Source organism: Caballeronia sp. M1242 (assembly GCF_017220215.1).
Lineage (GTDB): Bacteria > Pseudomonadota > Gammaproteobacteria > Burkholderiales > Burkholderiaceae > Caballeronia.
This window is the reverse complement of record NZ_CP071130.1, coordinates 650,508-676,837: the sequence shown is the minus strand read 5'-3', so window position 1 is coordinate 676,837 and position 26,330 is coordinate 650,508. Positions and strand designations below refer to the sequence as shown.

The 26,330-nt window shown below is 60.8% G+C and carries 25 protein-coding genes; 15 read left to right on the top strand and 10 right to left on the bottom strand.

The features are described from left to right. Positions 1–2 precede the first annotated feature (2 nt). Complete coding sequence (locus JYK05_RS16590; protein ID WP_206468313.1) at positions 3–191, top strand: hypothetical protein; 189 nt, start codon at positions 3–5, stop codon at positions 189–191. A 204-nt stretch (positions 192–395) separates the two neighbouring features. Beyond that, positions 396–1,499, top strand: a complete 1,104-nt coding sequence (locus tag JYK05_RS16585; RefSeq protein WP_206468312.1) for a 4-hydroxyphenylpyruvate dioxygenase family protein — start codon at positions 396–398, stop codon at positions 1,497–1,499. Between the two features lie 26 nt (positions 1,500–1,525). Here the strand turns inward: JYK05_RS16585 and JYK05_RS16580 are convergent, their stop codons facing one another. Beyond that, positions 1,526–1,897 (bottom strand): cupredoxin family copper-binding protein, encoded by a 372-nt coding sequence (locus JYK05_RS16580; protein WP_206468311.1) that lies wholly within the window; start codon positions 1,895–1,897, stop codon positions 1,526–1,528. Beyond that, entirely contained in the window at positions 1,894–2,793 is a 900-nt protein-coding gene (locus JYK05_RS16575) for a metallophosphoesterase (RefSeq protein WP_206469596.1), read from the bottom strand. The genes JYK05_RS16580 and JYK05_RS16575 overlap by 4 nt, the downstream gene beginning before the upstream one ends. Positions 2,794–3,060: 267 nt before the next feature. Here JYK05_RS16575 and JYK05_RS16570 point away from each other — a divergent pair, with 267 nt between their 5' ends. The 3 genes from JYK05_RS16570 to JYK05_RS16560 all read left to right on the top strand — a co-directional run bounded on the left by JYK05_RS16570 (position 3,061) and on the right by JYK05_RS16560 (position 6,523). After that, positions 3,061–3,696 carry an RNA polymerase sigma factor gene (locus JYK05_RS16570; protein WP_206468310.1) on the top strand — a complete coding sequence of 212 codons (636 nt, stop codon included), beginning with the start codon at positions 3,061–3,063 and terminating at the stop codon, positions 3,694–3,696. Next, positions 3,686–4,405 carry an anti-sigma factor gene (locus JYK05_RS16565; RefSeq protein ID WP_206468309.1) on the top strand — a complete coding sequence of 240 codons (720 nt, stop codon included), beginning with the start codon at positions 3,686–3,688 and terminating at the stop codon, positions 4,403–4,405. The genes JYK05_RS16570 and JYK05_RS16565 overlap by 11 nt, the downstream gene beginning before the upstream one ends. Before the next feature lie 87 nt (positions 4,406–4,492). Then, positions 4,493–6,523 (top strand): acyl CoA:acetate/3-ketoacid CoA transferase, encoded by a 2,031-nt coding sequence (locus JYK05_RS16560; protein WP_206468308.1) that lies wholly within the window; start codon positions 4,493–4,495, stop codon positions 6,521–6,523. Here the strand turns inward: JYK05_RS16560 and JYK05_RS16555 are convergent. After that, positions 6,520–8,028 carry an amino acid permease gene (locus JYK05_RS16555; protein ID WP_206468307.1) on the bottom strand — a complete coding sequence of 503 codons (1,509 nt, stop codon included), beginning with the start codon at positions 8,026–8,028 and terminating at the stop codon, positions 6,520–6,522. The two genes, JYK05_RS16560 and JYK05_RS16555, sit on opposite strands and share 4 nt — an antisense overlap. A gap of 327 nt (positions 8,029–8,355) precedes the next feature. Here JYK05_RS16555 and JYK05_RS16550 point away from each other — a divergent pair, with 327 nt between their 5' ends. After that, on the top strand, positions 8,356–9,012 hold the full coding sequence (locus JYK05_RS16550) for a peroxiredoxin (protein ID WP_206468306.1): 657 nt from the start codon (positions 8,356–8,358) through the stop codon (positions 9,010–9,012). A 50-nt stretch (positions 9,013–9,062) separates the two neighbouring features. Here the strand turns inward: JYK05_RS16550 and JYK05_RS16545 are convergent, their stop codons facing one another. Together JYK05_RS16545 and JYK05_RS16540 are read right to left on the bottom strand one after the other, a co-directional pair. After that, complete coding sequence (locus JYK05_RS16545; protein ID WP_175941557.1) at positions 9,063–9,536, bottom strand: bacterioferritin; 474 nt, start codon at positions 9,534–9,536, stop codon at positions 9,063–9,065. A 111-nt stretch (positions 9,537–9,647) separates the two neighbouring features. Continuing rightward, on the bottom strand, positions 9,648–10,358 hold the full coding sequence (locus tag JYK05_RS16540; RefSeq protein ID WP_206468305.1) for a FadR/GntR family transcriptional regulator: 711 nt from the start codon (positions 10,356–10,358) through the stop codon (positions 9,648–9,650). Positions 10,359–10,781: 423 nt separating this feature from the next. Here JYK05_RS16540 and JYK05_RS16535 point away from each other — a divergent pair, with 423 nt between their 5' ends. Both JYK05_RS16535 and JYK05_RS16530 read left to right on the top strand, forming a co-directional pair. Beyond that, positions 10,782–11,675: a ketopantoate reductase family protein gene (locus JYK05_RS16535; protein ID WP_206468304.1), complete on the top strand. Its 894-nt coding sequence runs from the start codon at positions 10,782–10,784 to the stop codon at positions 11,673–11,675. Positions 11,676–11,711: 36 nt separating this feature from the next. Beyond that, entirely contained in the window at positions 11,712–12,098 is a 387-nt protein-coding gene (locus tag JYK05_RS16530) for a DUF4148 domain-containing protein (protein WP_371826426.1), read from the top strand. A gap of 350 nt (positions 12,099–12,448) precedes the next feature. On the opposite strand, the gene JYK05_RS16525 is transcribed toward JYK05_RS16530, so the two are convergent. Next, complete coding sequence (locus JYK05_RS16525) at positions 12,449–12,673, bottom strand: hypothetical protein (RefSeq protein WP_206468303.1); 225 nt, start codon at positions 12,671–12,673, stop codon at positions 12,449–12,451. Positions 12,674–12,822: 149 nt separating this feature from the next. Here JYK05_RS16525 and JYK05_RS16520 point away from each other — a divergent pair, with 149 nt between their 5' ends. Both JYK05_RS16520 and JYK05_RS16515 read left to right on the top strand, forming a co-directional pair. After that, positions 12,823–13,224 (top strand): hypothetical protein, encoded by a 402-nt coding sequence (locus JYK05_RS16520; protein WP_241269919.1) that lies wholly within the window; start codon positions 12,823–12,825, stop codon positions 13,222–13,224. A 259-nt stretch (positions 13,225–13,483) separates the two neighbouring features. Continuing rightward, positions 13,484–15,286: an alpha/beta fold hydrolase gene (locus JYK05_RS16515; RefSeq protein WP_206468302.1), complete on the top strand. Its 1,803-nt coding sequence runs from the start codon at positions 13,484–13,486 to the stop codon at positions 15,284–15,286. A gap of 6 nt (positions 15,287–15,292) precedes the next feature. Here JYK05_RS16515 and JYK05_RS16510 read toward each other — a convergent pair whose 3' ends face one another. Both JYK05_RS16510 and JYK05_RS16505 read right to left on the bottom strand, forming a co-directional pair. Further along, positions 15,293–16,387: an aldose epimerase family protein gene (locus tag JYK05_RS16510; RefSeq protein ID WP_206468301.1), complete on the bottom strand. Its 1,095-nt coding sequence runs from the start codon at positions 16,385–16,387 to the stop codon at positions 15,293–15,295. A gap of 21 nt (positions 16,388–16,408) precedes the next feature. Then, positions 16,409–17,596 (bottom strand): DNA-binding transcriptional regulator, encoded by a 1,188-nt coding sequence (locus JYK05_RS16505; protein WP_206469540.1) that lies wholly within the window; start codon positions 17,594–17,596, stop codon positions 16,409–16,411. 222 nt (positions 17,597–17,818) lie between these two features. On the opposite strand from JYK05_RS16505, the gene xylA reads away from it, so the two are divergent. From xylA to JYK05_RS16480, 5 genes are all read left to right on the top strand, one after another. Then, positions 17,819–19,135 carry a xylose isomerase gene (gene xylA, locus JYK05_RS16500; RefSeq protein WP_206469538.1) on the top strand — a complete coding sequence of 439 codons (1,317 nt, stop codon included), beginning with the start codon at positions 17,819–17,821 and terminating at the stop codon, positions 19,133–19,135. Positions 19,136–19,319: 184 nt separating this feature from the next. Continuing rightward, positions 19,320–20,348 carry a D-xylose ABC transporter substrate-binding protein gene (gene xylF / locus JYK05_RS16495; protein WP_206469536.1) on the top strand — a complete coding sequence of 343 codons (1,029 nt, stop codon included), beginning with the start codon at positions 19,320–19,322 and terminating at the stop codon, positions 20,346–20,348. Between the two features lie 62 nt (positions 20,349–20,410). After that, positions 20,411–21,982, top strand: coding sequence for a D-xylose ABC transporter ATP-binding protein (gene xylG / locus JYK05_RS16490; RefSeq protein WP_206469534.1), 1,572 nt, complete (start codon positions 20,411–20,413; stop codon positions 21,980–21,982). Then, a complete protein-coding gene (locus JYK05_RS16485; protein ID WP_206469533.1) occupies positions 21,979–23,181 on the top strand; it encodes a sugar ABC transporter permease in 1,203 nt (400 codons plus the stop codon). Before xylG ends, JYK05_RS16485 begins: the two co-directional genes overlap by 4 nt. 88 nt (positions 23,182–23,269) lie before the next feature. Further along, a complete protein-coding gene (locus tag JYK05_RS16480; RefSeq protein WP_206469531.1) occupies positions 23,270–24,652 on the top strand; it encodes a 3-deoxy-D-arabino-heptulosonate 7-phosphate synthase in 1,383 nt (460 codons plus the stop codon). Positions 24,653–24,665: 13 nt separating this feature from the next. On the opposite strand, the gene JYK05_RS16475 is transcribed toward JYK05_RS16480, so the two are convergent. Both JYK05_RS16475 and JYK05_RS16470 read right to left on the bottom strand, forming a co-directional pair. Next, a complete protein-coding gene (locus JYK05_RS16475; protein WP_206469529.1) occupies positions 24,666–25,208 on the bottom strand; it encodes a cytochrome b in 543 nt (180 codons plus the stop codon). Continuing rightward, positions 25,195–26,250 (bottom strand): catalase family peroxidase, encoded by a 1,056-nt coding sequence (locus tag JYK05_RS16470; protein ID WP_206469592.1) that lies wholly within the window; start codon positions 26,248–26,250, stop codon positions 25,195–25,197. Before JYK05_RS16470 ends, JYK05_RS16475 begins: the two co-directional genes overlap by 14 nt. Positions 26,251–26,330 lie beyond the last annotated feature (80 nt).

The following is a 26,330-nucleotide window of genomic DNA, read 5'->3' as shown; positions in this document are numbered from 1 at the left end:
TCATGCAAACTTCGGCAAACTCACTGCACAGCGCCGTCGACAAATGGCTCGCGCCGACGGTCGCTCATCCCGCGCGCGTCGCGCAACTGTGCCGCTCGCACGTCACGGGCATGCGCTATGTGCGCATCGAGGGCTGGCATGGCGGGGCGCTGATCGACATCATTTTCTTTCGTCACGACGACGGCACATGAAACGTCTTTCCGCCTCAGGCACGCCGTCCCTCGATGAATGCCCAGCGGCTTGCAGCCTGAGCCCAGCAATGCCTCGCTTTGACACGGGCGACGTGCTGCCGCTACGCTTGGCACGACCGCCCGCGTCCGTTGTGGCGTACGATGGGGCAGTCATGGTACTTTTTACGTCCGTGAACCAACTCGTACATTTTCGAGGTATTGTCGATGACCCAGCCGCAATCCGCTGACCTTTCCACGGCCGCCGGCGCGATCCCCGATTCCGAAGCCGGCAACAACCCGCTCGGCATTGCGGGGCTGGAATTCGTGGAGTTCTCGAGCCCGGATCCACAAGGCCTTGCGGAGCTGTTCGAACGGCTAGGCTTCGTGCCGGTGGCGCAGCACGTCAGCAAGGCAGTGATGCTCTATCGTCAGGCCAGCATGAATTTCCTGCTCAACGCCGAGCCCGATTCCTTCGCCACGCGTTTCGCAGAGACGCATGGCGTGGGTATCGCGGCCATCGGCATTCGCGTGATGAACGCGCGAATCGCTCATGAACGCGCGGTGGACTACGGCGCGTGGGACTTCGAGGGCGAGAAGATCGGCCCTAACGAACTCGCCATTCCCGCTATTCAGGGTATCGGCGATTCGCATATTTATTTCGTCGATCACTGGCCCGGCAAGAACAGCGGCGAAGCCTCGATTTATGACATCGACTTTCGACCGCTCGACCATGAGCCGACTGGACTCGGCGGTACGGGCCTGCTCGAAGTCGATCACTTCACGCAAACCGTCGGCGCGGGCCGCATTCAGGAGTGGCTCGATTTCTACCGGGAAGTCCTGCATTTCGAAGAGATTCACGAGGTGCATCCGGACTGGCACGTGTCGCAAGATTCCGCTGTCACGGTTTCGCCGTGCGGTTCCATTCGCATTCCCGTGTATGAAGAGGGCACGTATCGCACGGACCTCATGCAGCAGTATCTGCCGGACCATGAAGGCGAGGGCGTGCAGCATATCGCGCTTGCGTCGTCGGATATCTTTGCTTCTGTCGATGCGCTGCGCGCACGCGGAGTGCGCTTTCTCACGCCCCCGCCGCGCTATTACGACGAGATCGACACGCGTCTGCCAGGACATGGCCTCGATATCGAGCAACTGCGTACACGCGGCATTCTCGTCGACGGGGAAATACTTCCGGACGGCACGCCGCAACTCTTTCTCCAAACGTTTCTCGAACGCCGGCCCGGCGACATGTTCTTCGAGATCGTCGAGAGACGCGGGCATCATGGCTTCGGCGAAGGCAATCTGGACGCGATAGCAAAGGCGCAACGCTGACAGCGCGCGCCTTTGCCATCATTGCATCACCGCACGACGATGGTTCCCGTCATATGCGGATGCAACGAGCAGAAGTACTTGTACGTGCCCGGCCGATCGAACACATGCGAGAAGGTGTCGCCGCTATCGAGCGGGTCCGATTTGAACGACTTCGTTTCATCCACGACGGTATGCAACATGTCGTCGCGATTGATCCAGGTCACCTTCGTTCCCGCCGGGACCGTGAGCGTCGGCTGGCTGAACGCGAAGTTGTCGATGGTGATGGTCGGCGCCGCTGCCGCTGCGACTTGTTGCGCTGGCTCTTCGGCGCAAGCCGAGGGCATCAGGCCGAAGAGTCCCTTGACGATGATCGCGACCGCTAGCTGACGCACGCATCGTCCTGCGAAGGATGCATTCATGCGCGTGCTCCTTCGAGTGACGTATCGACGATGGCCAACTGTTCGCGTCCCGGTATGTGCGTGACGGCTCGCAGGCCCAGCATGGACCGCAACTGTTCTGCGCCGACTTTCATGGGTCCGGGGCCGGCTGCCGAACCGGGCGCAGGCTGAGGAAACGCAGTCGACATCGCGGAATAGAATCGCATGTCGCCTTCTACTTTTTGCGCGACCTGATGAACGTGTCCGTTCAACACTGTCACGGAACCGAAGCGCTTGAGAAGCGCGAGCGCCTGCGCGCTGTCGTCGGTGCCCCAGCCCCATTGAGGGTAGAGCGCCCAAAGCGGAATATGCGCGAAGACGACAATCGGCGTGCTGCTGCTTCTTGCCTGCAGGTCCTGTTTGAGCCACGCGAGTTGCGCGTCGCCGAGAAATCCGAGGCCGCCGCCCTTCAGGTCGAGGACATTCGTCAGGCCGATGAAATGCACACCGCCCTCATCGAAGCTGTACCAGTGACGCGCGCCGCCCTTGCCATACTGGTCCGCGAAGCCCGCAAAAAACGGATCGCCGTTTTCGACGAGCACGTCGTGCTCGCCGGGCACGTAATGCACCGGCATGCCGGCATCGTTGATGATCTGCGTGGCCGTGTCGAATTGAGCGGGCTTCGACAGGTGCGTGATATCGCCTGTGTGAATCATGAATGCGGGACGCTGCGGCATGCCGCGGACATGACTGATGGCTTCCTGAAGCGTGCCTGTCGGCTCCGTATTCGGATCTTTGTTGAATCCGATATGACTATCGCTGATTTGCACGAAACTGAAAGAGCGAGTCGTTTCGGCCGCATAAGCCGACGAAATCAGTTGCGAGCGCGGCACGCCGCCGCTGATCGTCCAGAGCACGCCCGCACCGGCCCACGCCATGCACGAGAGAGCGGTGCGCCGGCGTTTGCCGTGATCGTCGAGTTCGGACGGACAAGATAAGGAATTCAGTTCGGTTTGCACGGCGGCTCCTTGTTGAAGTGACGTATCCAGCGTCCATCGAACCGGCGCAGCACCTCCGATATTCCCGATAGAAATTATTTAGCCCTCGGTTGAAATACGAAGGAATAAATCGGCGAGACAAGCGGTAACAGCGAGTGTGGGCGCAATCAATAGATTCGAATCCGGTGGCTTTGGGAGATCCGCGCAATGTGGCCAAGCAGGTCGAAGGTAGACGAGTCCCCGCATGCGCGCTTCGAAGCGACGGTCATGCCGCACCTCGATGCCGCCTATAACCTTGCGCGCTGGCTCTCGGGCAGCCCGAGCGATGCCGATGACGTCGTGCAGGAAGCCTATCTGCGCGCGTTCCGTTTCTTCTCGGGTTTCGAAGACGGCGATGAGTCGAATGCGCGGGGATGGCTGCTCGCCATCGTGCGTAATACGTGGTTCACGGAGTGGCGTCGTCGCGTGCAGTTGGCGGACGCGACGCCATATGACGAGGAGATCGCGGGCGACCAGGCATTGCCGGGATGGTCTGACGATGCCGGCGTGAGTCCGGAAACGCTCGCGGTGCGCAAGGACGAGGTGCAACTGGTGCATCGCGCGCTGGAGTCACTGCCGCTGGTCTTTCGGGAGGTGCTGGTGCTGCGTGAGTTGGAAGACATGAGTTATAAGGAAGTGGCCGCCATTACGGGCGTGCCGATAGGAACCGTGATGTCGAGACTCGCGCGCGGCCGGAAGATGCTGGCGGCAGCCGTGCGCGCAGCTCAGGGCGACAGACCGAACGTGCGGCTCGTGCGCAAATCAGAACCGGGTCATTCCGAGGAATCGGGCAATGGACAATAACGAAACCGCCTCGCTCGAAACGAGGTTGACCGATGGCTCGCTGTATCACCACGCGCCGACGCACCTGCGAGCGCAAGTGCTGGCGCGCGTGCGGGACGAAGCGGCTCGCGAAGCACGCCGGCAATCGCCAACGCCTAACACGCGCAACACATGGCGGCTGCCTTTTTCGGCGCCGTGGCCCTTCTTCGGCGGGGCATTCGCAGGCGCGACGCTATCGGCAGTCGTGCTGGGCGCCGTGCTGTGGATTCAGACCGCGGCCCGCATGCCGGCCGAATCGCCGATCGCGCAAGAGATCGTATCGAGCCATGTGCGGGCGCTCATGTCGGATCGTCCAATAGACGTTTTATCCAGCGATAAACATACGGTAAAGCCGTGGTTCAACGGCCGCATCGACTATGCGCCGCCTGTCATCGACCCGGCAGGACCCGGCTATGCGCTGGTCGGCGGACGGCTCGATTACATCGGACATCGCCCGGTGGCGGTGGTCGTTTATCGCTATCTGAAGCATCCGATCGACGTGTACGTGTTCCCCGAAAAAGCGTCGACGGGGGCGCAAAAGGACGCGAAGGCAGTCGTCACGCGCTCGGACGACGGCTATGCGCTTGCCCGCTGGAATCAGGACGGCATGACGTTCTGGGCCGTGACCGATGCGTCCGGCGCCGTGTTGCATCAATTCATACAGGCGATCGAGGCCGGCGCGCCTCGCTAAAGCGCATAGCACGGCACTTCTGGACGACGCGCATTTCGCGCTGCGCTCATTTGGTGTTACCTTGCCCGAAACGGACAAGGAGACGCCATGAATAACAGCAGCGCCCCGCCTCGTCACCACGCCTTTTCGTCATCGGCACGGCTTGTCGAGCGCGGCAAGATCGTATCGGCGCGCGAGGCCGTGCGCCTCATCCGGTCGGGCGACACGATCGCAACGAGCGGCTTCGTGGGCGTCGGCTTCGCGGAAGAAGTGGCGATGGCGCTCGAGGCGCGCTTTCTCGAAGGCAAGACAGCAGGCGACGCTGAAGCAGACGAGCCGATCGCGGATCTCACCATCGTCTATGCTGCCGGCCAGGGCGATGGGCGTGCGAAAGGCCTCAATCACTTCGCGCATGAAGGGCTCGTGAAGCGCGTCATCGGCGGCCACTGGGGACTCGTTCCCGGCTTGCAGAAGCTCGCCATCGAGAATCGCATCGAAGCGTATAACTTGCCGCAAGGCGTGATTTCGCAGCTCTTTCGCGATATCGCGGCGCATCGTCCCGGGCAGCTATCGACTGTCGGTCTCGGCACATTCGTCGATCCGCGCAATGGCGGAGGAAAACTCAATGCCCGCACGATCGATGACATCGTGCGTCTCATGCAGATAGACGGCACCGACTATTTGTACTACAAGGCCTTTCCCATTGACGTCGCCATCGTGCGCGGAACGACGGCCGATCTGAACGGCAACATCACGATGGAGAAGGAAGCGCTGACGCTGGAAGCACTTTCCATTGCAATGGCCGCGCGCAATTCCGGCGGCATCGTCATTGCGCAAGTGGAACGGCTCGCCGAATCGAACACACTCAACGCGCGGCAAGTGAAAGTGCCGGGCGTCATGGTGGATTGCGTCGTTGTCGCGCGCCCGGAGAATCACTGGCAGACGTTCGGCGAGCAATACAGCGCCGCGTTTTCCAGCGAATTGCGAGTCGCCGCGGGTTCGCTGCCGCCCATGCCGCTCAACGAACGCAAGGTGATCGCGCGTCGCGCCGCGTTCGAACTGATGGCCAATAGCGTGGTGAATCTCGGCATTGGCATGCCGGAAGGCATTGCGAGCGTCGCCAACGAAGAGCAGGTGATCGACCTCTTCACGATGACGACCGAACCGGGTGTGATAGGCGGCATCCCGGCTGGCGGCCTGAATTTCGGCGCGGCGACGAATACGCAGGCGATCATCGACCAGCCGTACCAGTTCGACTTCTACGATGGCGGCGGGCTGGATATCGCCTTCCTCGGACTTGCGCAAGCAGACCGCGAAGGCAATCTCAATGTCAGCAAGTTCGGACCGAAGCTCGCCGGCGCGGGCGGATTCATCAACATTAGTCAGTCGGCCAAGAAGGTGGTTTTCGTCGGAACGTTTAACGCGGGCAAGCTCGATATCGTGATCGAAGACGGCAAGCTCGTCATTCGCCGTGACGGAAGTTGCCGCAAATTCGTGGATGCCGTCGAGCATCGTACGTTTAGCGGCCCCTATGCCGTGGAGCGCGGTCAGACGGTGATTTACATTACCGAACGCTGTGTGTTCGAACTGACGAGCGAGGGATTGGCGCTGAAGGAAGTGGCGCCCGGCATCGATGTTGAGCGCGATATCGTGGCTCAGATGGACTTCCGGCCCGTGATTCAGTCCGCTCCGAGCCTGATGGATCCCCGCATTTTCACGGACGAGCCGATGGGTCTACGCAAGATACTGCTAGGCCTGGATCTCGCGGAGCGGTTCAGCTACGACGCCGACAAGAACCTTTTCTTCATCAATTTCGAAGGCTTTGAGGTGGCGAGCCTGCATGACGTCGAAGCCATTCGCCTTGAAGTCGAGAAGCAACTCGCGGGCGCGAACGTCAAGCCACACGCTATCGTGAACTACGATAATTTCTCGATTCGCCCGAGCATGCTCGACGCTTACTCGGAGATGGTCACGCGGCTTGTCAGTCAGTACTATGGCGGCGTGACGCGTTACACGACGAGCAGCTTCCTGCGCATGAAACTCGGCGATGCGCTGAAACGCCGGGGCGTCGCGCCGTATATCTACGAAAGCCCGCAGGAAGCGCGCGAACACGGCACCCGGCGCCCCCGTCAACCTTAGCTTCTTGCTGTCTGAGCCGGTGGCGTTTGCTTTGCCACGCGCAAGCGGCTATGACGTATGCCGTATGTGAAGTAGATGACGATGCCGATCGCCATCCATATGATGAGCCGTATCCATGTATCGGCAGGCAAGCCGGACATAAGGAAGACGGACGAGATCGCCCCTAACGGTGCCACGATGAAAACGGCGGGCGTTTTGAAGGCCCGCTTCAGCTCGGGCTGCTTGATACGCAGGACGAGCACGCCGACGCAGACCACGGCGAATGCGAACAGCGTGCCGATGCTGACGAGTTCGCCCACGAGACCGATCGGAAGCAGCCCTGCCAGAACCATGACGATCAGGCCGGTAATGATCGTCGTGATGTACGGCGTATGAAAGCGCGCATGAATCTTCGAGGCGAAGGGCGGCAGCAAGCCGTCCCGCGCCATCGAATAGAAAATACGCGGCTGGCTCAACAGCAGAACGAGAATGACCGATGTCAGGCCGAAGATCGCGCCCAGCTTCACGATCGGCGAGAGCCAGCGCATGCCGATGGCATCCACGCCGACTGCGATTGGGTCGGACACATTGAGCTTGTCGTACGACACGATGCCCGTCAGCACGTACGAGACGAGGACATACAGAATCGTGCAGATGGTGAGCGAGCCAAGCAGGCCGATCGGCATGTCGCGACGTGGATTGCGCGTCTCCTGCGCCACGCACGACACCGAATCAAAGCCGATGTACGCGAAGAAGACGACCGCCGCTCCTCGCAGAACGCCGCTCATGCCGTACACGCCCGATTCACCGGTATTGGGTGGAATGAACGCGCCCGTGGGATTCTTCGCGGTGACCCAATGACTCGTATCGACATACGCGATGCCTGCCGCGATGAACGCAAGCACGATAAGCACTTTTATCACGACGATGAAGCTGTTGACCCGCGCCGATTCGCGAATGCCTATGACCAGTAAGATGGTGATGAGCCCCACGATGACCATGGCCGGCACATTGAGGATTGCGCCCGCGTGACTCCATCCCTTGGCGGGGTCATAGGCGAAGGGCGCTTGCGAAAGCTGCGCGGGAATATCAATATGCAGTGAATGCAGGAAACTCACGACATAGCCCGACCAGCCGATCGCCACCGTCGTTGCGCCGACGGCATATTCCAGTATCAAGTCCCAGCCGATGAGCCATGCTATCAGCTCGCCCATCGTTGCGTAAGCGTACGTGTAAGCGCTCCCTGAGACGGGAACGGTCGAGGCCATTTCCGCATAACAAAGGCCGGCAAGCGCGCACACGATTGCGCCCAGCACGAACGATATGACGATGGCCGGGCCTGCATTCGAAGCCGCGGCGTGTCCGGTCAGCACGAATATGCCTGCCCCGATGATGCAGCCGATGCCGAGCATGGTCACATCGAGCGCGGTAAGCGAACGTTTCAACGCGTGGCCGCCTTGCTCCTGCAGAATCTCTTCAGTTTCCGATGCTTCTTTTTGCAGTGCAGCGACGGTCTTTCTCTGCATGACGGCCACGATCACCTCCAGTCCTTGGCAGGACAGTTGCAGGGCGACGAATCGACGCCGGCCTGAAGTTGCAGCTTCGTAATAGCAGACTTCGCCGAGGAATACGAGAACGAAGCCGCGCATGCTCGGTCTTATGGGTCAGAAACGCCCGGTCGCTGCAGCATTCGGCGTGCCGAAGACCGCGTGCGCAGCGGGGTGATTCGTGGCGGTGGTCCGCTCTCTCACAGAGCGGCACTATAATCGGCCTGTCGGTTTCGCTTTAACCAAGGAGACCTGTTGCACGAAAGCGCAACGCTCTCTGATTATTCCTTGACGTGGAGATCATATATGTCGATCCGCATTGGCGATGAAGCCCCCGATTTCACCGCAGAAACCACCGAAGGCCCGATTCGCTTTCACGAGTGGATCGGCGACAAATGGGCGATCCTCTTTTCGCATCCGAAGGACTTCACGCCCGTCTGCACCACCGAGCTCGGCTATATGGCGAAGCTGAAACCCGAGTTCGACAAGCGCAACACCAAGATCATCGGTTTGTCGATCGATCCGGTCGACAATCATGCCAAGTGGGCGAAAGACATCGAGGAAACACAAGGCACGGCCGTGAATTACCCGATGATCGGCGATGCGGACCTGACTGTCGCCAAGCTCTACGACATGATTCATCCGAATGCGAGCGGCGGCGGTCCGCGCACGGCCGTCGACAACGCCACTATTCGGGCCGTCTTTATCATCGGTCCGGACAAGAAGATGAAAGCGACCTTCACGTATCCGATGAGCGCCGGCCGCAATTTCGACGAAGTGCTCAGGTTGCTGGATGCGCTGCAACTGAACGCGAAGCACACCGTCGCCACGCCGGTGAACTGGAAGCCGGGCGATGACGTCATCATCCCCACCTCGGTCTCCGACGAAGACGCCAAGAAAAAGTATCCGGAAGGCTTCAAGACGCTCAAGCCTTATCTGCGTACGGTCGCGCAGCCGAAGTAAGCGGTTGCCGGACGTTCGATGCGCTGTGCGGTGTCCCGCGCAGCGCATGTTCAGACATGCCCCGTGCGTCTTTCCGGGGACGTGTCGACTTCTCCAGGACGGCGCAGCATCTTGTCCACTTCGCCTGCGTGCAGTTCTTCCGTCTGAATCATCTGCCGCGCATATTCTTCGAGCGCGACCGAGCGGTCTTCCACAAGCCTCAAAAGATCGCGATAAAGGTCCAGCGCGACTTTCTCTGCTTGCAGCGATTCGCGAAGAATGGTCGCGATATCGAACGTGTGATTGTCCAGCAATGGACCGATCTCGAGCGATGGATACGCGCCGAGCGTGGTGATCCATTCGCCCGCCTGATGCGCGTGCGTCAACGATTCATCCGCCTGCGCGCGCAGCCATGAAACGATCGGTATGCGCCCGAACCCGAAGACGAGAAACGAATAGTGCGTGTAACGCACCACGCCGGCGAGCTCGGATTCGAGAATCCGGTTCAATACGGCGACGACCTCTTCCTTGTCGAGTTCTGCCATCTCTGCCTCCGAGTCTCAATGCCGAGCGGCTGGCACACCGAATCTCTGACCGAATCATCGATCCATTGTAGTCATTGATTCCTGTACTCGCATTGGAAAAGGCAGAGGCGATCACACGGCTTCTTCGATCCACAACGAAGCAGTACGTTCGAGCATGTGCGACATGATGGTTCGCGCGCTTTCTCCATCGGCTGCGTCGATGGCGCGCACGACCTTGCCGTAATCGCTGATCTCGGACTCGGGCATGCGTAGAAGCCCCTGAGGGTGATTGCGCAGCGTGGCTTTGATCGTCCTCATGGCGACACGCACGACGCTACCCATCTGGCGCAGAATCTCGTCGCCGCTTGCATCGACAATAGCGGTCAATAACGCTTCTTCCGAGGTTGCCTGCGAGGGCTCAGTGGGACTCGCATGCACGAGCCGCTGAAACGCGGCGTTGATGCCGATGCGCTGATGCCGGTTCGCGCGCGCTGCCGCAAGCGCCGCTGCCGGCGGATCGACGAGCGAGCGGAATTCGACGAGCCGTCGCAGACAGTCCGGATCGGGCAGGGCGCGCAAGCGCCACTCGGCCACTTCGGAATCGATGATGAGCCACTCGTGCGCAGGCCGAATGCGCGTGCCTGTCTTCGGCCGTACATCCAACATGCGCCGCGAGATAAGGACGCTCAATGCCTCGCGCATGATGGTGCGCGAGACGCCATGCTTCTGCGATAGAAGGATTTGAGGCGGCAGAATGTTGTCCTTGTATTCTCCGTTGATAATGCCCGCGACGAGTTGGTTCACCACGCGCTTGACGAGCGATGCTTCATATCCATGGTTCATTTTTTGTTCTCGTGAAAACACCCCACGCTCCGGCTGCGCGTCGCCCGTTGCCGGGCCGCTACCGCTCATCCTGCCTATGCGGCGCCTCGGCGCGCCGTAAGTTGGTCTCCCTACATTGCCTTCCTTCCCGGCACCCTTCGCCGGCAAGGCGTGCAGCACATACCCCGCAGCGGTCGGTCATGGTCTAGAAACGCGCCGTCTATCCGCTGCAGCAAGCGTATCGTCCCTCGGCATGCTTTAACAATATGGTTCATTGCGAATTCGACTGACTATCGTGCGTCGTCCCACAAAGTTGCGTCTGCATGCAGAGCGCAAGCGTTTGCGAGTGAAGCCCTGTGCCGGAAGCCATTAGCGGTGTTGTGCTATTTTCCCGTTGCAAAGCGAACGGACTTCGCGTGATGCAGTGACCAGGAGAAACGAAACATGAAGATTGCTGTCATGGGTGCGGGCGCAGTGGGCTGTTATTACGGCGGCATGCTTGCGCGCGCGGGACATGAAGTCGCGCTCATTGCACGGCCCCAACACGTCGAAGCGATCCAGCGAGAAGGCTTGAGGCTTGACACCCAGACTTTCGATGAGCACGTCCGCGTGTTGGCCAGCACAGACGCGAGCGCGGCGAAGGGCGCGCAGTTGGTTCTGTTCTGCGTCAAGTCGACGGATACGGACAGCGCCGCACAGGCACTCAAACCCTATCTCGATGCAGGCGCGCTGGTCTTGTCGCTGCAAAACGGCGTGGACAATGCCGAGCGCTTGCGCCAGTTGCTACCGCAAGAAGTCGCGGCGGCAGTGGTCTATGTCGCTGCGGAAATGGCGGGTCCGGGGCATATGCGTCACCATGGGCGCGGCGAACTGGTCATCGAACCTTCAAGCAAAAGCGAAGACGTCGCGCATATGTTCGCCGCCGCGAATGTGCCTACCGAGATATCGGACAACGTGCGCGGCGCGTTATGGGCGAAGCTCGTTCTCAACTGTGCGTACAACGCGCTTTCGGCCATTGCACAGGTGCCTTATGGACGACTGGTTCAGGGCGAGGGCGTCACGCGCGCGATGCGCGATGTCATCGACGAGTGCGTTGCCGTCGCCAAGGCCGATGGCGTGACGCTCCCCGGCGATGTCGATGCAGCAGTGCGCCGCATTGCGGAAACCATGCCGAATCAGTACTCGTCCACGGCCCAGGATCTGGCGCGCGGCAAACATAGTGAGATCGATCACCTTAACGGATTGATCGTTCGGCGCGGCGAAGCGCTGAAAGTGCCCACGCCGGCTAACCGCATGCTTCACGTGCTGGTCAAACTAATCGAAGCCAAGGCGGAATGAGAAGGCGGCAGGCAGCGCAGGAACGACCGATGCTAAATGTTGGGAGCAGGCGCAGAAATGCTGGCGCGCCGTCTAACAACCGGAGGATCAGTCATGAAGTCCATCGTTAAAGCAGTCGCTGCTGCCGCTGTGCTCGTTGCCCCGGCGCTTTCGTTCGCCCAAACCGACTCTGCCGTTGGGCGCGCGCAGGTGCAGCAGGATTTGCGGCAGGTAGAAGCCGCAGGCTACAACCCTGCGCAAGCGGATCCCACGACGTATCCGAGCGATGTGCAGAACGCGGAAAGACGCGTATCGAGCCAGAATGGTGCGATGCAGGGCGAGCGCAGCGCATACGGTGGCGTCGACAATGGAACTTCCGCCGCAGGCATGCGCGCATTGCGGCCGATGAACGATGCGAATAAGCCGGTTTATTTCGGGCACTGATCTCCGGCGACATTCCTGGCATTGACGGCGGGTTGCTGCGAGGCGTTGACTGTATGCCTTCGCGCAGCCCGTCGCGCCTATGGGCGACCCTCATTCAATGAGCCCGGCTGCGCCCGCTTCACGACTGTTTCGATTCCCTCCGCCGAAGCGACCATTGAGACTACCCACGTCAATACAGTGCGATTGATGCGGTTTCCATCAACCTTTGTTCAATAAGCGATGGTTAATCGGCGCGAATAATATAGATAATCTCCATTGACCTTCTATCGCGTCGTTTAAGTACAAACGGTCGGGCCTCATCCCCTTGCGACAGAAGGAAGAACTACCGGTTGACAGTTTGATGAAAAGTATCAGCCTGCAAAAACAGCAATCTCTTCTTGGTTAGCCGCGATATGTTTGCTAGCATGTAAACACCATCGAGTTGAACCAACAATGTCCTTGCCCGGTGGCGCAGGGTTCATCGTTAATGATTGTCTCGCACTGACAGTCTCATGCCGAACGTTGACGTAATGCTCACGGAACTTTGCACTCATTGACTGCGTTTCAATCTTCGCGTCAAGCGAATCGACGCTCATTCGCCGTGGCAGTCGTTTAACGGCATGACTGTGAATATCGGCATTTCTCTTTGCTTTGACAGTTGAAGCAGGCCAGTATCAACCGCCATCGGCTTTAGCCGATGGCGCGCAGTCGTGCGCCTGCGATCCATGATATTGCGGGAGGGAAAGTGGAAACCGAACTGAGTCTTAAACTAGCGAAGGCATTGCGACGTTGTGCCTCACATCGGCAATTGCTCACTTATCAGCGTTTCCATGCGTTGTGCGACAAGAGCGTGCCGCTGGCACAGCGCTATGCCGCTCTAGAGTCTGCAGTAAAGGCGCTTGGGGACGTCGAAGACATCGACTATGGCGTGCTTCTCGCGCTCGACAGCGGCTTGCCCGGAGCCGAGTTCTTTCAGCGTTATTTGCGCTACCGTCGCGGCGAATACGTCGCAATGATGGGCGACCCGAGATTTCATCGTCAGACGGTGGCCTCGAAGAAGGCCCTTGTCGCGCGCGAGCGCGACCGTGTCTACGCACATGCGCGCCTTGCTGCGCAAGAAGCCGTCAATCCTGCGATGGCCGCCTGACGTAAAGACAGCATGCGGACGATCCCTTCGTCTACCACACCACAATGACTCAAGCGCCGCCATAGCCGCCAAACACTAGCGTATTCAACCGAAATGTCGGAAGCCGACATTGCGAAGTCGACTTGCTCAATATAATCGCGGCAACCAGCACACCGACGCTGCGGATCTCGCACGACGAATCCCGCAGCAAAAGGCGAGCAAAAGGGAAGCGGGGGCCTCCCTTGGGATTCGTGTACGTCGCCAGAGCGAGGACAGAACAATGAAACCGGTCGTATTCGGTGGGCGATTGGGGTGGCTGCATGCAGGAACGGGTAAGCGGGGCGTCGTGCTTTGCAATACCTATGGCCATGAGTATGTCTGGACCTATAGCGGCTTGCGTCTGCTTGCGGAGCTGCTCGCGGCTCGCGGTCTCTGGGTCTTGCGTTTCGACTACATCGGCACCGGGGATTCCATCGGCGACGACGCGGCGCCGGGCCAATTCGAGTCGGCAGTCGATGACATTGGCGCGGCAGTCGATTTCCTGAGAGAGCAGACGGGCGTCGAGCATGTGGCGCTTTGTGGTTTCCGAGTGGGCGCCGCGTTCGCGTTGCATGCGGCACTGCGCCGCCCCGTGGATGAACTCGTGCTGCTTGCGCCCGTTGTGAGCGGGCGCACGTACATGCGCGAACTGAACGTGACGCGCAAGACCTGGCTCGAAAAGCTCGCTGCGCCGTTGCGCGAAGTACAGCCGCAGGACGGTCCGCTGAACGTTCTCGGTCAAACCTATGGCGAAGACTTCAGGCGTGATCTTGAAGCCGTCGATCTGGCGGCCAGCGTCAAACAGTCCGGCATCGCTCCGGCGCCTCGCGTGCTGCTAATGCATGGACGTGTCGGCTCGAAAGACGCGTTGCGCGATGCGCTTGCTTCGCTCGATGTCGATGTACAGGTTCAAACATTCGACGACCTGACCGGATTCATTCAGGAATCAGCCTTCACGGTCATGCCGCATGCAGCGTTCGCGCAGGCGGTGCAGTGGCTTGCCGACGGGACGCACGATTCTCACAACGCACCGTCGATTCCGTTTGAATGGCCCGACGACCTGAGCATTGAAACGCCCGAAGCCATCGAGCGGCCTGTTCGAATAGGCGAGGACGGTCTCATCGGCGTCATGTGCGAGCCGCGCCGTCCCGTGTCGCGTGGGTCCGCATTCTTGCTTGCCAATACATCGGCGAGTTCGCGTGTCGGTGACAGCCGGCTCTCCGTGCGCATCGCGCGCGATCTCGCAAGACGTGGCATCGCTTCGTTGCGTTTCGATGCGCGTGGCCGCGGCGATAGTCCCGCTGCACCCGGCGTGGGTCAGACCGATACGCCCTATAGTCGAATCTATCATCCGGTCGCGACACGCGATACCGCGGCCGCCGCACGATGGCTCTCGCAACGCGGATACGCGTCGATCTACTCGTTCGGCATATGTTCCGGCGCCTATCACGCACTCAAAGCGGCCGCGTCCGAGCCCGCCATTACAGGTGTGATCGCCATAAACATTCCGACGTTCAAGCAACCCGAGGACAAGTCAGCGGACGAGATGCGTCAATCGACGCGCAATTCGATGGCGGGTTACGCAGCCTCGATGTTCGAGTTGCAGAAATGGAAAGCGATACTGCGCGGCGATAAAAACCTGCTGCGCGTGCTCGGCTTCATTGCGGGTTATGCCGGGACGCGCATGCGTTCGCGCATTGCCGACATGTTCCGCCTCGACAGCGCCACTGTTGCGTCCATCGAGCAAGCGACGACGCCTCAAGCGATCGCTCGCGTGCTCGATGCAAAGGGCGTCAAGACCTTGCTCGTCTATGGCAGCTATGACGCGGGGCTCGATCTGCTGGCTGCGCATTGCGGCAAGCTGGGCGTGCGCTTGTCGCGATACCCGAACGTCCGCGTGATGACGTTTCCGGACATCGACCATTCGCTATTCAATCCGGCGAGCGCGGCGCAAATCATCGCGTTATGCGAGAGTGTCATCAAGGAAACGAACGCGCCGGTACGAGAGGGAACAATGGGCGTGCGCGCGCCCGCTGTCTCCTGAGCGACTCTATCGCACGCCGACGCGATAGCGCGTGGTTTGACTGTAGCGCTCTCCGGGCCTCAGCACCACGCGCGACGCATCCGGCATATTGATCTGGTTCGGAAACGCACCGGCTTCGAGGCACAGTCCCGCATGAATGCGATACGGCTTGCCGTCGCGGCCCGGCACGCCTTGCAGAAAGTTGCCGGTATAGAACTGCAAGCCGGGCGCGTCCGTCGATACGGTCAACTCTCTGCCGCTCGCAGGGTCGTACAGCACCGCGACCTTGCGCACGCCGACATCATTCGTATGCGGCAGGATATAGCAATGGTCGAAGCCGCCGGCGCGTGAAAGACGAGCATCGGGCCAGTCCAGTCGTGCGCCGATCGGCGCGCCCGCGCGGAAGTCGAACGCATTGCCGACCACGCTTGCGCGAGCGATGGGAATCATCGCGTCGTCTATGTCGAAGAAGCTATCGGCGTCTATCGCAATGACGTGGCCGCGTATATCGCATGCGCCAGGCGTACCGTCGCCGGACAAGTTGAAATACGCATGATTCGTCAGATTGATGGGCGTCGGTGCGTCCGCGACGGCATCGTACTGAATCGTGAGCGTGCCGTCGTCGTCGAGCGCATAGCGCACGGTCGTTATGACGTTGCCTGGAAAGCCGGCGTCGCCTTCGGGCGACTCGTGGGTGAGTACCAGTGTGCCGTCGATCTCGCGTGCGCTCCAGATCGCCCGATGAAACCCCGCTGCGCCGCCATGAAGATGTTGCGAGCCTTCGTTGCGATCCAGCGAATAACTCACTCCGTCCAGCATGAAGCGGGCGTCGCGAATGCGATTGGCCCATCGCCCGATGATGCCGCCCAGATACGCGCGACCCTTCAAATAGGCTTCCGGCGTGTCGTGTCCGAGCAGAACGTCGGCGACGCGGCCCGCGCGATCCGCTGCATGCCACGAGACGAGGGTCGCGCCGAGATCGCTGATCGCGACTCTCATGCCGTGTGCGTTGCGCAGCGTAAAGAGACGCACGCTGTCGCCGCCTGGCAGGCTGCCCCAGCGCTCGGCGGAGATTCGGTCGGCGTTCGTTCGGGCAGCGCCCTCGGTGTCGGCGATATTCATAAGTCGATACCCTTCGTGGCGTCAGGCGGTGTGCGACGACGTGGCCTGAAGCCGTTCCTGATATTCACGCGGCGTGCAATCGAGCTCGCGCCTGAAAACGGCGTACATGTATTGCAGCGATGTGAAGCCACAGCGTATCGCCACTTCCGCACTGGGTACGTCCTGTTTCGCAAGCAATTGCTTGGCCACCTGTAGCTTGTGGCTGAGGATTTCCTGATGAACGGTGCAACCCAGTTCGCGCCGGAAGTGATCTTCGAGCGAAGAACGCGATACACCGACGTAATCGGCCACCTGGTCGGTCTTGATGCCCTGGCATCCGTATTGGCGAATGTAATGGCGCGCGCGCATCACGTAAGGGCTCGCCACGGGCTGATGGCGCGTGGATTCGAGCACGTTGATGCCGACGGGCGGCACCAGTATTCGCCGCCCTGCAAAGCGCGCCCCGCCGAGCATCTGATGCAGCAAGTGCGCGGCCGTTCGTCCCATTTCCTCTGTTCCCTGAATCACGGAAGAAAGCTCAATGCGTGTGAGCGAGCGCGTGAGCGGATCGTTGTCGATACCGATGATCGCGACTTCCTCGGGCACTGCAATGCCTGAAATGAGGCACGCTTGCAGCAGATGCCGAGCACGCGCATCGGTGACGGCGATGATGCCGACGGGCTTCGGCAGACTTTGCAGCCACGATGTGAGCTCGGCGCTCGCCTGGCTCCATACCGGGGCGCTCGTCGGCAAACCGCGATGGATCTCCGCTTCGAGTCCGTCCGCCTCGACCAGCGCCTGAAACGCGCGTTCGCGCTCCTGAGCCCAGCGGTTCTCGCTCGATTCCGGCAGGCTGTACAGCGCAAAGCGCTGCAGCCCCGCGCTGATGAGATGCGAATAGGCGAGCGATACGAGCTTGGCGTTGTCTGTGGCGATATACGGCAACGATGCGGGGTAACACGCTGCGTCGTGATACGAGCCGCCCACGGCGACGACAGGAAGCGGGCAATCGGCGAGCGCGTCGCAGACGGCGGGGTCATCGAAATCCGCGATGATGCCGTCGCCGTCGAAACGTTCGATGCCGGTCAGCCGCGCCCTGAAGTCCTCTTCGAGAAAGAGGTCCCACGCGACCCGCGTAGAGAGCAGATATTGGCCGATGCCCGTGATGATCTCGCGGTCGTACACCTTGTTTGCGTTGAACAGCAACGCGATGCGATGCGGACGATTCATGAAAATCTCTTAGCGGACTTAAGGGTTTTCCATATGTGAAGCGCGACTGCCGACTATGCAGCCGCTTCATTCTAATGGCATGCGTCAATCAACTCCGCCCATTGCCAAGAATCGCTAATCGCGCTGGCGAATTTCGCAATTGAAGCACCGGGCGCACGGCTGGCAGCATGGCGTCACTCTAAAGCGCGACTCGAATGCGCGCATTCGAAAACAGGAGACGCGATGCCTTCGCTCGAACATCTTCCGAGCGCCCGTTTCGAGGGCGCGGGTTCAGACAATCCATTCGCTTATCGGCATTACGATGCCGACAAGATGGTCCTCGGCAAGCGTATGGCCGATCATTTGCGGCTTGCCGTATGTTACTGGCATTCGTTCGTGTGGCCCGGCGTGGATGTGTTCGGCGCCGGCACGTTCGATCGGCCGTGGCACAAGCCGGGCGATGCGATGGAAATGGCGCGCATGAAAGCCGACGCCGCGTTCGAATTCTTCGGGAAACTCGGCACGCCGTTCTATACGTTCCACGATACCGACGTCGCGCCCGAAGGCGCGAGCATTCGTGAATACGTCGACAACTTCAAGCGCATGCGTGAGTACCTCGCGAGCAAGCAAGAGGCAAGCGGCGTCAAGCTGCTCTGGGGCACGGCGAACCTGTTCTCGAATCCGCGCTATGCAGCGGGCGCAGCCACGAATCCGAACCCGGACGTATTCGCCTTCGCCGCCACGCAAGTGCGCGAGGCGCTGCAAGCCACGCTCGATCTCGGCGGCGAGAACTATGTGCTATGGGGCGGCCGCGAGGGCTACGAGACCCTTTTGAACACGGATCTCAAACGCGAGCGCGAACAGCTTGCGCGCTTCCTTGCGATGGTCGCGGAACACAAGCACAAGATCGGCTTCAAGGGCGCACTGTTGATCGAGCCGAAGCCGCAAGAGCCGACCAAGCATCAATACGATTACGACGTCGCCACCGTGCATGGCTTTCTCACGCAATTCGGCCTGCAAGACGAGTTCCGCGTGAACATCGAAGCCAATCATGCAACGCTTGCCGGGCATTCGTTTCACCACGAGATTGCGACGGCCTTCGCGCTCGGCGTTTTCGGCAGTATCGACGCGAATCGCGGCGATCCGCAAAACGGCTGGGATACGGATCAATTTCCGAATAGCGTCGAAGAACTCACGCTCGCGCTATACGAAATACTGCGCAACGGCGGCTTCACGACAGGCGGCATGAATTTCGATTCGAAGGTACGCCGGCAGAGTATCGATGCCGAGGATCTGCTGCATGGCCACATCGGCGCAATCGACGTCATTGCGATCGCGCTCGAACGCGCAGCGAGGCTCGTAGAGAACGATCGGCTCGCGGAACTGAAGGCAGACCGCTATGCCGGTTGGGAATCCGAATTCGGGCGCAAGGTGTTCGCGGGCGGCTATTCGCTCGACGCACTGGCGAACGATGCCATCTCTCGCGGAATCGATCCGCGGCACGTAAGCGGTCAGCAGGAGCGCCTGGAGAATTGGGTCAATCGCGCGATCTACGGTTGAGCGAGGCCAAAAAACGTTAGCGCGAGCGGTCGATTTCGCAATTGCAGCGCGGGCGAATAGCGGCCACTCTTCGAGTCGAAACAATCATAGCGACGCCTGCGGACACGTATTCGCGGCGCACTGTATGTAACGCCGGGCGCTCTCGCACGACTACGCCCGCGGCCATCCAAAACAGGAGTGAGACATGAAATCATCCATTCGCCGTTCGGTACTGAGTTCGCTCGTCTGCGCCGCCATGTGCGCGGGCTTTTCACTGGCGGCGCCGCTCGCGCATGCAAGCAAGGACAAGCCCGAGATCGGCTTTTGCATCGACGATCTGCGTGTGGAGCGCTGGTCGCGCGATCGCGACTATTTCGTAGCGGCCGCCACGAAGCTCGGCGCGAAAGTGTCGGTGCAGTCCGCCGACGCAAGCGAAGCGCGTCAGATTTCGCAGATTGAGAACCTCATTTCGCGTGGCGTCGATGTCATCGTGATCGTGCCGTTCAATTCGAAGACGCTCGGCAATGTCGTGGCGGAGGCGCACAAGGCAGGCATCAAGGTCGTGTCGTATGACCGCCTGGTGCTCGATGCCGACATCGATGCCTATATCTCGTTCGACAACGAAAAGGTCGGCGAATTGCAGGCGCAAGGCGTCTATAACGCGCAACCCAAGGGCAATTACTTCCTGCTCGGTGGCGCGCCCACCGACAACAACGCGAAGATGCTGCGAGAAGGGCAGATGAAAGTGCTGAAGCCCGCTATCGATCGCGGCGATATCAAGATCGTCGGGCAGCAGTGGGTGCCGGAATGGAGCGCATCCACGGCGCTGCGAATCACCGAGGACGCATTGACCGCGAACAACAACAAGATCGATGCGATCGTCGCATCCAACGATGGCACGGCGGGCGGCGCCATTCAGGCGCTAGCCGCGCAGAAGCTCGCGGGCAAGGTGCCGGTGTCGGGGCAGGACGCCGACCTCGCCGCGGTCAAGCGCCTCGTGGCCGGCACGCAGACCATGACGGTCTACAAGCCTCTGAAACTCATCGCAGGCGATGCCGCCAAGCTTGCCGTCGATCTCGCCAAGGGCGACAAGCCCGCATTCAACGCGAAATACGACAACGGCAAGAAGCAAGTCGACACGGTCCTGCTGCAGCCGACATTGCTGACCAAGTCCAACGTCGATGTCGTCATCAAGGACGGCTTCTACTCGCAAGCGCAACTGGCCGGCAACTAATGGTCGTGCGGGCGTTGTCTTAGGCGATGCCCGCTTCGTTCAGCACAGTCAGGACACCAAGCATGGCACAGGCGCTATTGGAGATGCACGGCATCGCCAAGTCGTTCGGCGGCGTCAAGGCGCTCGACGGCATCGACCTCGTCGTGAATCAAGGCGAATGCGTGGGACTTTGCGGTGAAAACGGCGCAGGCAAGTCGACGCTGATGAAAGTGCTGTCGGGCGTCTATCCGCATGGGACGTGGCAGGGCGAAATCATCTGGGATGGCAAGCCGCTTCGAGCGGCCGGCATTCGCGACACCGAGCATGCGGGCATCATCATCATTCACCAGGAACTCATGCTCGTGCCGCAACTGTCGGTGGCCGAGAACATCTTCCTGGGTAATGAGATCACGCTGCCCGGCGGGCGCATGAATTACCCGGCGATGTATCAGCGCGCAAGCGAACTGCTAGGCGAGCTGAACATACAGGGCATCAACGTGGCGCAGCCGGTGATGAACTACGGCGGCGGCCACCAGCAATTGATCGAGATAGCGAAGGCGCTCAACAAGAAGGCGAGACTCCTCATTCTCGACGAACCTTCTTCATCGCTTACCGCGTCGGAAACGCAGATCCTTCTGGATATCGTGCGAGACCTCAAGCGGCGCGGCGTCGCCTGCGTGTATATCTCGCACAAGCTCGATGAAGTCGAAGCCGTGTGCGACACCGTGACGGTCATTCGCGACGGCAAGCACGTCGCGACGCATCCGATGCGTAACGTGACCACCGACCGCGTCATCGCGATGATGGTCGGGCGCGAAATCACGAATCTCTTTCCGCGTCCTGCGAAGCAAGACCGGCAGCCGATCGGCGAAGTGGTGTTCGAAGCGCGTCACGTCACCTGCTTCGATATCAACAATCCGAACCGCAAACGCGTGGACGACGTGTCATTCGCGCTGAGAAAAGGCGAGATTCTCGGCGTCGCGGGGCTCGTCGGCGCGGGGCGGACCGAACTCATGCAGGCAGTATTCGGCGCATACGCGGGCGAGAGTGCCGCGCAGGTCATCGTCAAGGGCAAGCCCGTTTCCATTCGCACGCCCGGCGACGCGATCGCGGCCGGTATCGCCATGGTGCCCGAAGATCGCAAGCGTCATGGCATCGTTCCGCAACTGGGCGTCGGGCATAACATCACGCTCGCGGTGCTCAGGCGTTTCGCTAAAGGCGGACGTATCGATACCGCTGCGGAACTCGACACCATTCACACCGAGATGAAGCGCCTGTCCGTGCGCGCCGCGCATCCAATGTTGTCCATCGCGAGTCTGTCCGGCGGCAATCAGCAAAAGGCAGTACTCACGCGCATGCTGTTGACGAATCCCGATGTGCTGATTCTCGATGAACCCACGCGCGGCGTCGACGTAGGCGCGAAGTACGAAATCTACAAGCTGATGTTCGAACTCGCGCAACGCGGCGTCTCCATAATCATGGTGTCGTCGGAATTGCCGGAAGTGCTCGGTGTCTCGGACCGTGTGCTCGTCATCGGCGAAGGCCAGTTACGAGGCGATTTTCTTAACGACGGCCTCACGCAAGAAGACATTCTTTCGGCCGCCATCGCAACGCGGCAGGAAACCGACTCAATCGATTCAGCGAGCCTCGCATGACTCCCGATCTCATTTCGACGCCCAAGCCAAGCAAGGACGAGAAGGGCGCGCCGCAGCCCGCCGGCCAGCGCATGAAGCAGCTATTCACGCGCTATAAGCTGTTAGCGCTGCTGCTCGCCGTCGCCGTCATCTGGCTGTTCTTCTCGTTCCTGACCAATGGCGCGTTCGTCACGCCGCGCAATCTCTCGAACCTTTTGCGGCAGATGTCGATTACCGGCATGCTCGCGTGTGGCATGGTATTCGTCATCATCTCCGGCGAAATCGACTTGTCCGTGGGCTCGCTGCTCGGGCTGCTCGGCGGCGTGGCCGCGATCCTCGATGTCACGTATCACTGGCCGATTGCGGCGACCTTGCTGGTCGTGATGGTGCTCGGCGTTGCCATCGGTCTTTTCAACGGCTGGTGGTCCACGTATCGAAGAGTGCCCTCGTTCATCGTCGGGCTGGGCGGCATGCTGGCGTATCGCGGCGTGTTGCTGGGTATAACCGGCGGTTCGACCATTGCCCCGGTGTCGGATTCACTCGTGTTCATCGGGCAAGGCTACTTGCCGCGCGTGGCCGGCGATACGCTCGCCATCGCGCTCTTCGCTCTGCTCGCCGTGTTGACCTTGCGCCAGCGACGCAGCCGTCAGCGCTATGGCTTGCCGGTTGTCGCGCCGTGGCAGGACGCCGTGAAGATCATCGCAGCGGGCGTGATTCTCTTCGCGTTCGTCGCGACGCTCAACCGTTACGGCGGCATTCCCGTGCCCGTGCTCGTGCTGCTCGCGCTGCTCGCCGTCTTCACCTATATCGCGACGCAAACGGTCTTCGGCCGGCGCATCTATGCGGTCGGCTCGAATCTGGAGGCGACGCGCCTCTCCGGCATCAACACCGACCGCGTGAAGCTCGCCATCTTCGCACTCATGGGCTTGATGTGCGCGTTCGGCGGACTCGTCAATACGGCGCGTCTCGCGGCTGGCTCGCCTTCTGCGGGATCGATGGGCGAGCTCGACGCGATCGCTGCATGCTTCATCGGCGGCACATCGATGCGTGGCGGCTCCGGCACCGTGTATGGCGCGATCATCGGCGCACTCGTGATGGCGAGCCTCGACAACGGCATGTCGATGCTTGATGTCGACTCTTACTGGCAGATGATCGTCAAGGGCGCGATCCTCGTGCTCGCCGTGTGGATCGATGTCGTGTCGGGAACTGCGCGTCGATAAGCGCAAGCAGCGAGGTGCCGGGCGGCAGGCGGCCGCCCGCGCATCGACGAGGTAAAGTACGAGGCTGCGTTTCATCCCTCGTGCTCTCATGTGTGCATCGCTTCTGCTTCGAGAAATATTGCGCGTCGTGGCGCGCCGGTACCGCTTGCCGGCGCTCGCTGCCTTGTCCGATGGATCGTCGATACCGTCACCCGCCACGGCGCTTGCAACCGTCATCGAAGATGCACGCTGCGCGATCTCTCGAGGCGAAGCGCCGACCATAGAGATGAAGCAGGCGTTCGTCGAAGGGCTCTCACGGCTGATCGAAGAAGCCTTGCACGACCAATCCGGCGACCCGGTCTTCAAGGCCACGTTGCTCCGGCATCGCGTGGCGGAAGTGCGTGAATACGTGTCGCTATCGGCGCACGCGAAGCAGGATCGTCGATTCATTCGCGCCAGTGTGAACGCCATCGCTCATCCCGGCAAACAGCGCGCGTCGTCGGATGCGCAGCGCGAGGCGTTGGCGCAATTGCACGCTTATGCGTCATCGCCGTACTTTTCCGGCCTTGCCGATATCGCGCAACACCTGCTAACCATTCCCGAGTTCGCCGACGAATTCCAGTCCCGTGATGCCCTGACGCGGCTGATCGAAAGTCCTTCCTTGCTTCGGCTACAACGTCTGGAAACGCTGCTTCGGGATGAGCACGTGCAGGCGTATTTGTCGCTATGGGACCGGCATGGTCCGCGTTCGGGCAGCGCGCAAGCGGCCGCGGAAGGTAACGCATCGCAGAAGCGCGGGGCAGCGGCCGAAGGGCGCGCCAGTCACGCGTTGCAAGCTATGGCAGACCGTCTTGGAGACGAAGAGGGTGATCGCGCGGCGTATCGCGTCGTGACCTCGATGCACGTTCCTGCGTCCATTCCGGGTCGCGCCGAACGTGCCAAGAGCGAGTGGGATGCGGTGCTGCTCAAGCGGGCCAACAACGCCGATGAAGCGCCGGAATGGGATGTCTGTCTGCTTGTCGAATCGAAGGCTTCTGTCGATGCAGCGACGACCGATCTTTCCCGGCTGCTTCGTGGTATCGAACTCCTTGCGCATGCCGAGGAAAACGTCTCGTACGCGTTCGAAACTGCGCAGGGCGCCGTGCGTTTGCGCGGTTCGTCGCTACACCGCCTGACCACCGACGAGGCCGGCTTGCAACGCACCGTTCTCTATTGCTGCGATGCGCCTGCCGACACGGCGCAGCGCGTGCTCGGCGCGGGCAGCCGCATGCAGTTGCTGTCGGCGCAAGCGAGCCTCGATTACGCGTGCATGCTGCAAGATCATCGACCAGCCGATGTCCGAATGCTCGAGCCCGTGTGGGATGATCTGCTGGAGTCGCCTCGCTGGCGCGGCGTGCTGGATCAATACCCGATGCTGCAACGAGTGCGCGAACTCATGGTCCATACGGAAGACTTGATGGTTGCAATCGAACAGGTCTCGCCGAATGAATGAACGCGCACGTCCGTCATCGGCCGCTGCGCGCCATGCTCGCGAGCACGCCGTCGCGACGAATCAGCCCATGAAACAGGGCTGCGGCGAAGTGCATCACGAAGGTCGCGAACAACAGCAACGCGAGATACGTGTGCGCGCTTCTCAGCAACGCATAGAGGCGCACGTTCACCGGCGCGATCGGCGGCAGATGCACGCCGCCTAGCATGACGATCGGAAATCCGCCTGCGGATAGCATCGACCATCCGACGAGCGGCATCGCGAGAAGCAGCCCATAGAACAGCCAGTGCGAGCCATGCGCGATGCGTTGCTGCCACTGCGGCATGTCGTCGGGGAGGGCGGGCGTGCGGTGCGTCATGCGTACGGCAAGACGCAGCACCGTGAGCGCAAGAATGACGATGCCGAGAGGGCGATGTATCGCGATGAACGTCTGATGCCACGACGATAGCGTCGCGACCATGCCGACACCGATGAATAACATGGCGATCACGAGGACCGCCATGAGCCAGTGAATCCAGCGCGCCGCCGGACTGAAGTGGTTCGCGTCAGTGCGCTTCATGATGCGCCTCCTCATGCGTTCTGCGGTTGAACGAAACGGAATAGGCGGACGAACGCGCCGCGAGCAAAGGATCGTCCGAGACCATGAGCCCTGCGGGCAACACGGTCGGGTCGAAGTTGATGTCGCGGCAAGCGCCGTCGGCTTGCGGGCTCACGCGGGTAATCACGAGCGTGCCTGCGTCGATATGCTCACGGTCATCAGGCCATGCTTTCGTCGCGTCGTTGGTGACGTCGCCCGGTTGCGCGACGGTCAAAATCAGGTGCCACCGTTGCGGGCTGCGAGCGAGGCGACCTCGCAGTTCCTCGTCGAGGAAGTCGTGCCGCGAGACGTCACTTTGCGAGACAGCCTCGTAGTTGGCTTCGGGCACGAGGGACCAGCGCACCGCATGCGTAACGCCCGAAGCGTCGCTCGCTCGAAACGCGTTGATGCCGTAGTAGGCGGCATTCGCGAAGCTCGATGATGGCGCGTGCGCCTTGACCCAATCGCGGAAAGGCCGGGTTTCAGGATGCGCCGCAAAGAACGCGGCGAGCTTCGCGGGATCGGGCTTGCCGGTCTTCGGATCGGGACGCGATGCGACCAGTTGCTCATAGAACCCCTGCGCGCTGTTCACAATAAACACAGGAGTACTGTTCATCGCAGTGCGCCACTGCTCGCCATCGTGCAGCCGGAATTCGAGAGCAAGGCTGCGCACGGGGTTGCCTGAATCGCTGACGAACGGATTCGGACCGGGTATCGCGAACCGACCTGTCACCGGCGTGCGCTCCCGCCTGAACACTTCGGCACGCGAAAGCGACGACGCGTTGCCGTTGCCGTCGAACCAGCCTTCGACGCATACGCCTTTTGCATGATTGCGCCGGTATCCCGCATGCACGCCGCTCACGCTTTCGAGTGTGTCGACGATTCTGGTCGAAGTCAGTCTGTGCGTGTCGCCGATGCCTGCCACGTAGGCGAACGCAGTGCCGATGGCGAGCACGCTGCCGCCGATGACCGCCAGTTTCGCGAGGTCGCGTGCATGTCGCCTTGGACTCCGCAAGAGTCTCATCAGTGAGAAAGGTGCCTGTTTCATGGGGTTTCGCTCGCTGTTCGATGGATCAGTGACGCGAACACAAATGCTTGCCTCGT

Coding starts and splice junctions, on each gene's coding strand:
- JYK05_RS16545 (WP_175941557.1), bottom strand. CDS start 9,536: ATGGCAGAACTCGACAAGGAAGAGGTCGTCGCCGTATTGAACCGGATT.
- JYK05_RS16475 (WP_206469529.1), bottom strand. CDS start 25,208: ATGAAGCGCACTGACGCGAACCACTTCAGTCCGGCGGCGCGCTGGATT.
- xylF (WP_206469536.1), top strand. CDS start 19,320: ATGAAATCATCCATTCGCCGTTCGGTACTGAGTTCGCTCGTCTGCGCC.
- JYK05_RS16560 (WP_206468308.1), top strand. CDS start 4,493: ATGAATAACAGCAGCGCCCCGCCTCGTCACCACGCCTTTTCGTCATCG.
- JYK05_RS16565 (WP_206468309.1), top strand. CDS start 3,686: ATGGACAATAACGAAACCGCCTCGCTCGAAACGAGGTTGACCGATGGC.
- xylG (WP_206469534.1), top strand. CDS start 20,411: ATGGCACAGGCGCTATTGGAGATGCACGGCATCGCCAAGTCGTTCGGC.
- JYK05_RS16515 (WP_206468302.1), top strand. CDS start 13,484: ATGAAACCGGTCGTATTCGGTGGGCGATTGGGGTGGCTGCATGCAGGA.
- JYK05_RS16580 (WP_206468311.1), bottom strand. CDS start 1,897: ATGAATGCATCCTTCGCAGGACGATGCGTGCGTCAGCTAGCGGTCGCG.
- JYK05_RS16525 (WP_206468303.1), bottom strand. CDS start 12,673: ATGAGCGTCGATTCGCTTGACGCGAAGATTGAAACGCAGTCAATGAGT.
- JYK05_RS16510 (WP_206468301.1), bottom strand. CDS start 16,387: ATGAATATCGCCGACACCGAGGGCGCTGCCCGAACGAACGCCGACCGA.
- JYK05_RS16570 (WP_206468310.1), top strand. CDS start 3,061: ATGTGGCCAAGCAGGTCGAAGGTAGACGAGTCCCCGCATGCGCGCTTC.
- JYK05_RS16540 (WP_206468305.1), bottom strand. CDS start 10,358: ATGAACCATGGATATGAAGCATCGCTCGTCAAGCGCGTGGTGAACCAA.
- JYK05_RS16505 (WP_206469540.1), bottom strand. CDS start 17,596: ATGAATCGTCCGCATCGCATCGCGTTGCTGTTCAACGCAAACAAGGTG.
- JYK05_RS16585 (WP_206468312.1), top strand. CDS start 396: ATGACCCAGCCGCAATCCGCTGACCTTTCCACGGCCGCCGGCGCGATC.
- JYK05_RS16590 (WP_206468313.1), top strand. CDS start 3: ATGCAAACTTCGGCAAACTCACTGCACAGCGCCGTCGACAAATGGCTC.
- JYK05_RS16575 (WP_206469596.1), bottom strand. CDS start 2,793: ATGGCGTGGGCCGGTGCGGGCGTGCTCTGGACGATCAGCGGCGGCGTG.
- JYK05_RS16485 (WP_206469533.1), top strand. CDS start 21,979: ATGACTCCCGATCTCATTTCGACGCCCAAGCCAAGCAAGGACGAGAAG.
- JYK05_RS16470 (WP_206469592.1), bottom strand. CDS start 26,250: ATGAGACTCTTGCGGAGTCCAAGGCGACATGCACGCGACCTCGCGAAA.
- xylA (WP_206469538.1), top strand. CDS start 17,819: ATGCCTTCGCTCGAACATCTTCCGAGCGCCCGTTTCGAGGGCGCGGGT.
- JYK05_RS16530 (WP_371826426.1), top strand. CDS start 11,712: ATGTTGGGAGCAGGCGCAGAAATGCTGGCGCGCCGTCTAACAACCGGA.
- JYK05_RS16550 (WP_206468306.1), top strand. CDS start 8,356: ATGTCGATCCGCATTGGCGATGAAGCCCCCGATTTCACCGCAGAAACC.
- JYK05_RS16535 (WP_206468304.1), top strand. CDS start 10,782: ATGAAGATTGCTGTCATGGGTGCGGGCGCAGTGGGCTGTTATTACGGC.
- JYK05_RS16480 (WP_206469531.1), top strand. CDS start 23,270: ATGTGTGCATCGCTTCTGCTTCGAGAAATATTGCGCGTCGTGGCGCGC.
- JYK05_RS16555 (WP_206468307.1), bottom strand. CDS start 8,028: ATGCAGAGAAAGACCGTCGCTGCACTGCAAAAAGAAGCATCGGAAACT.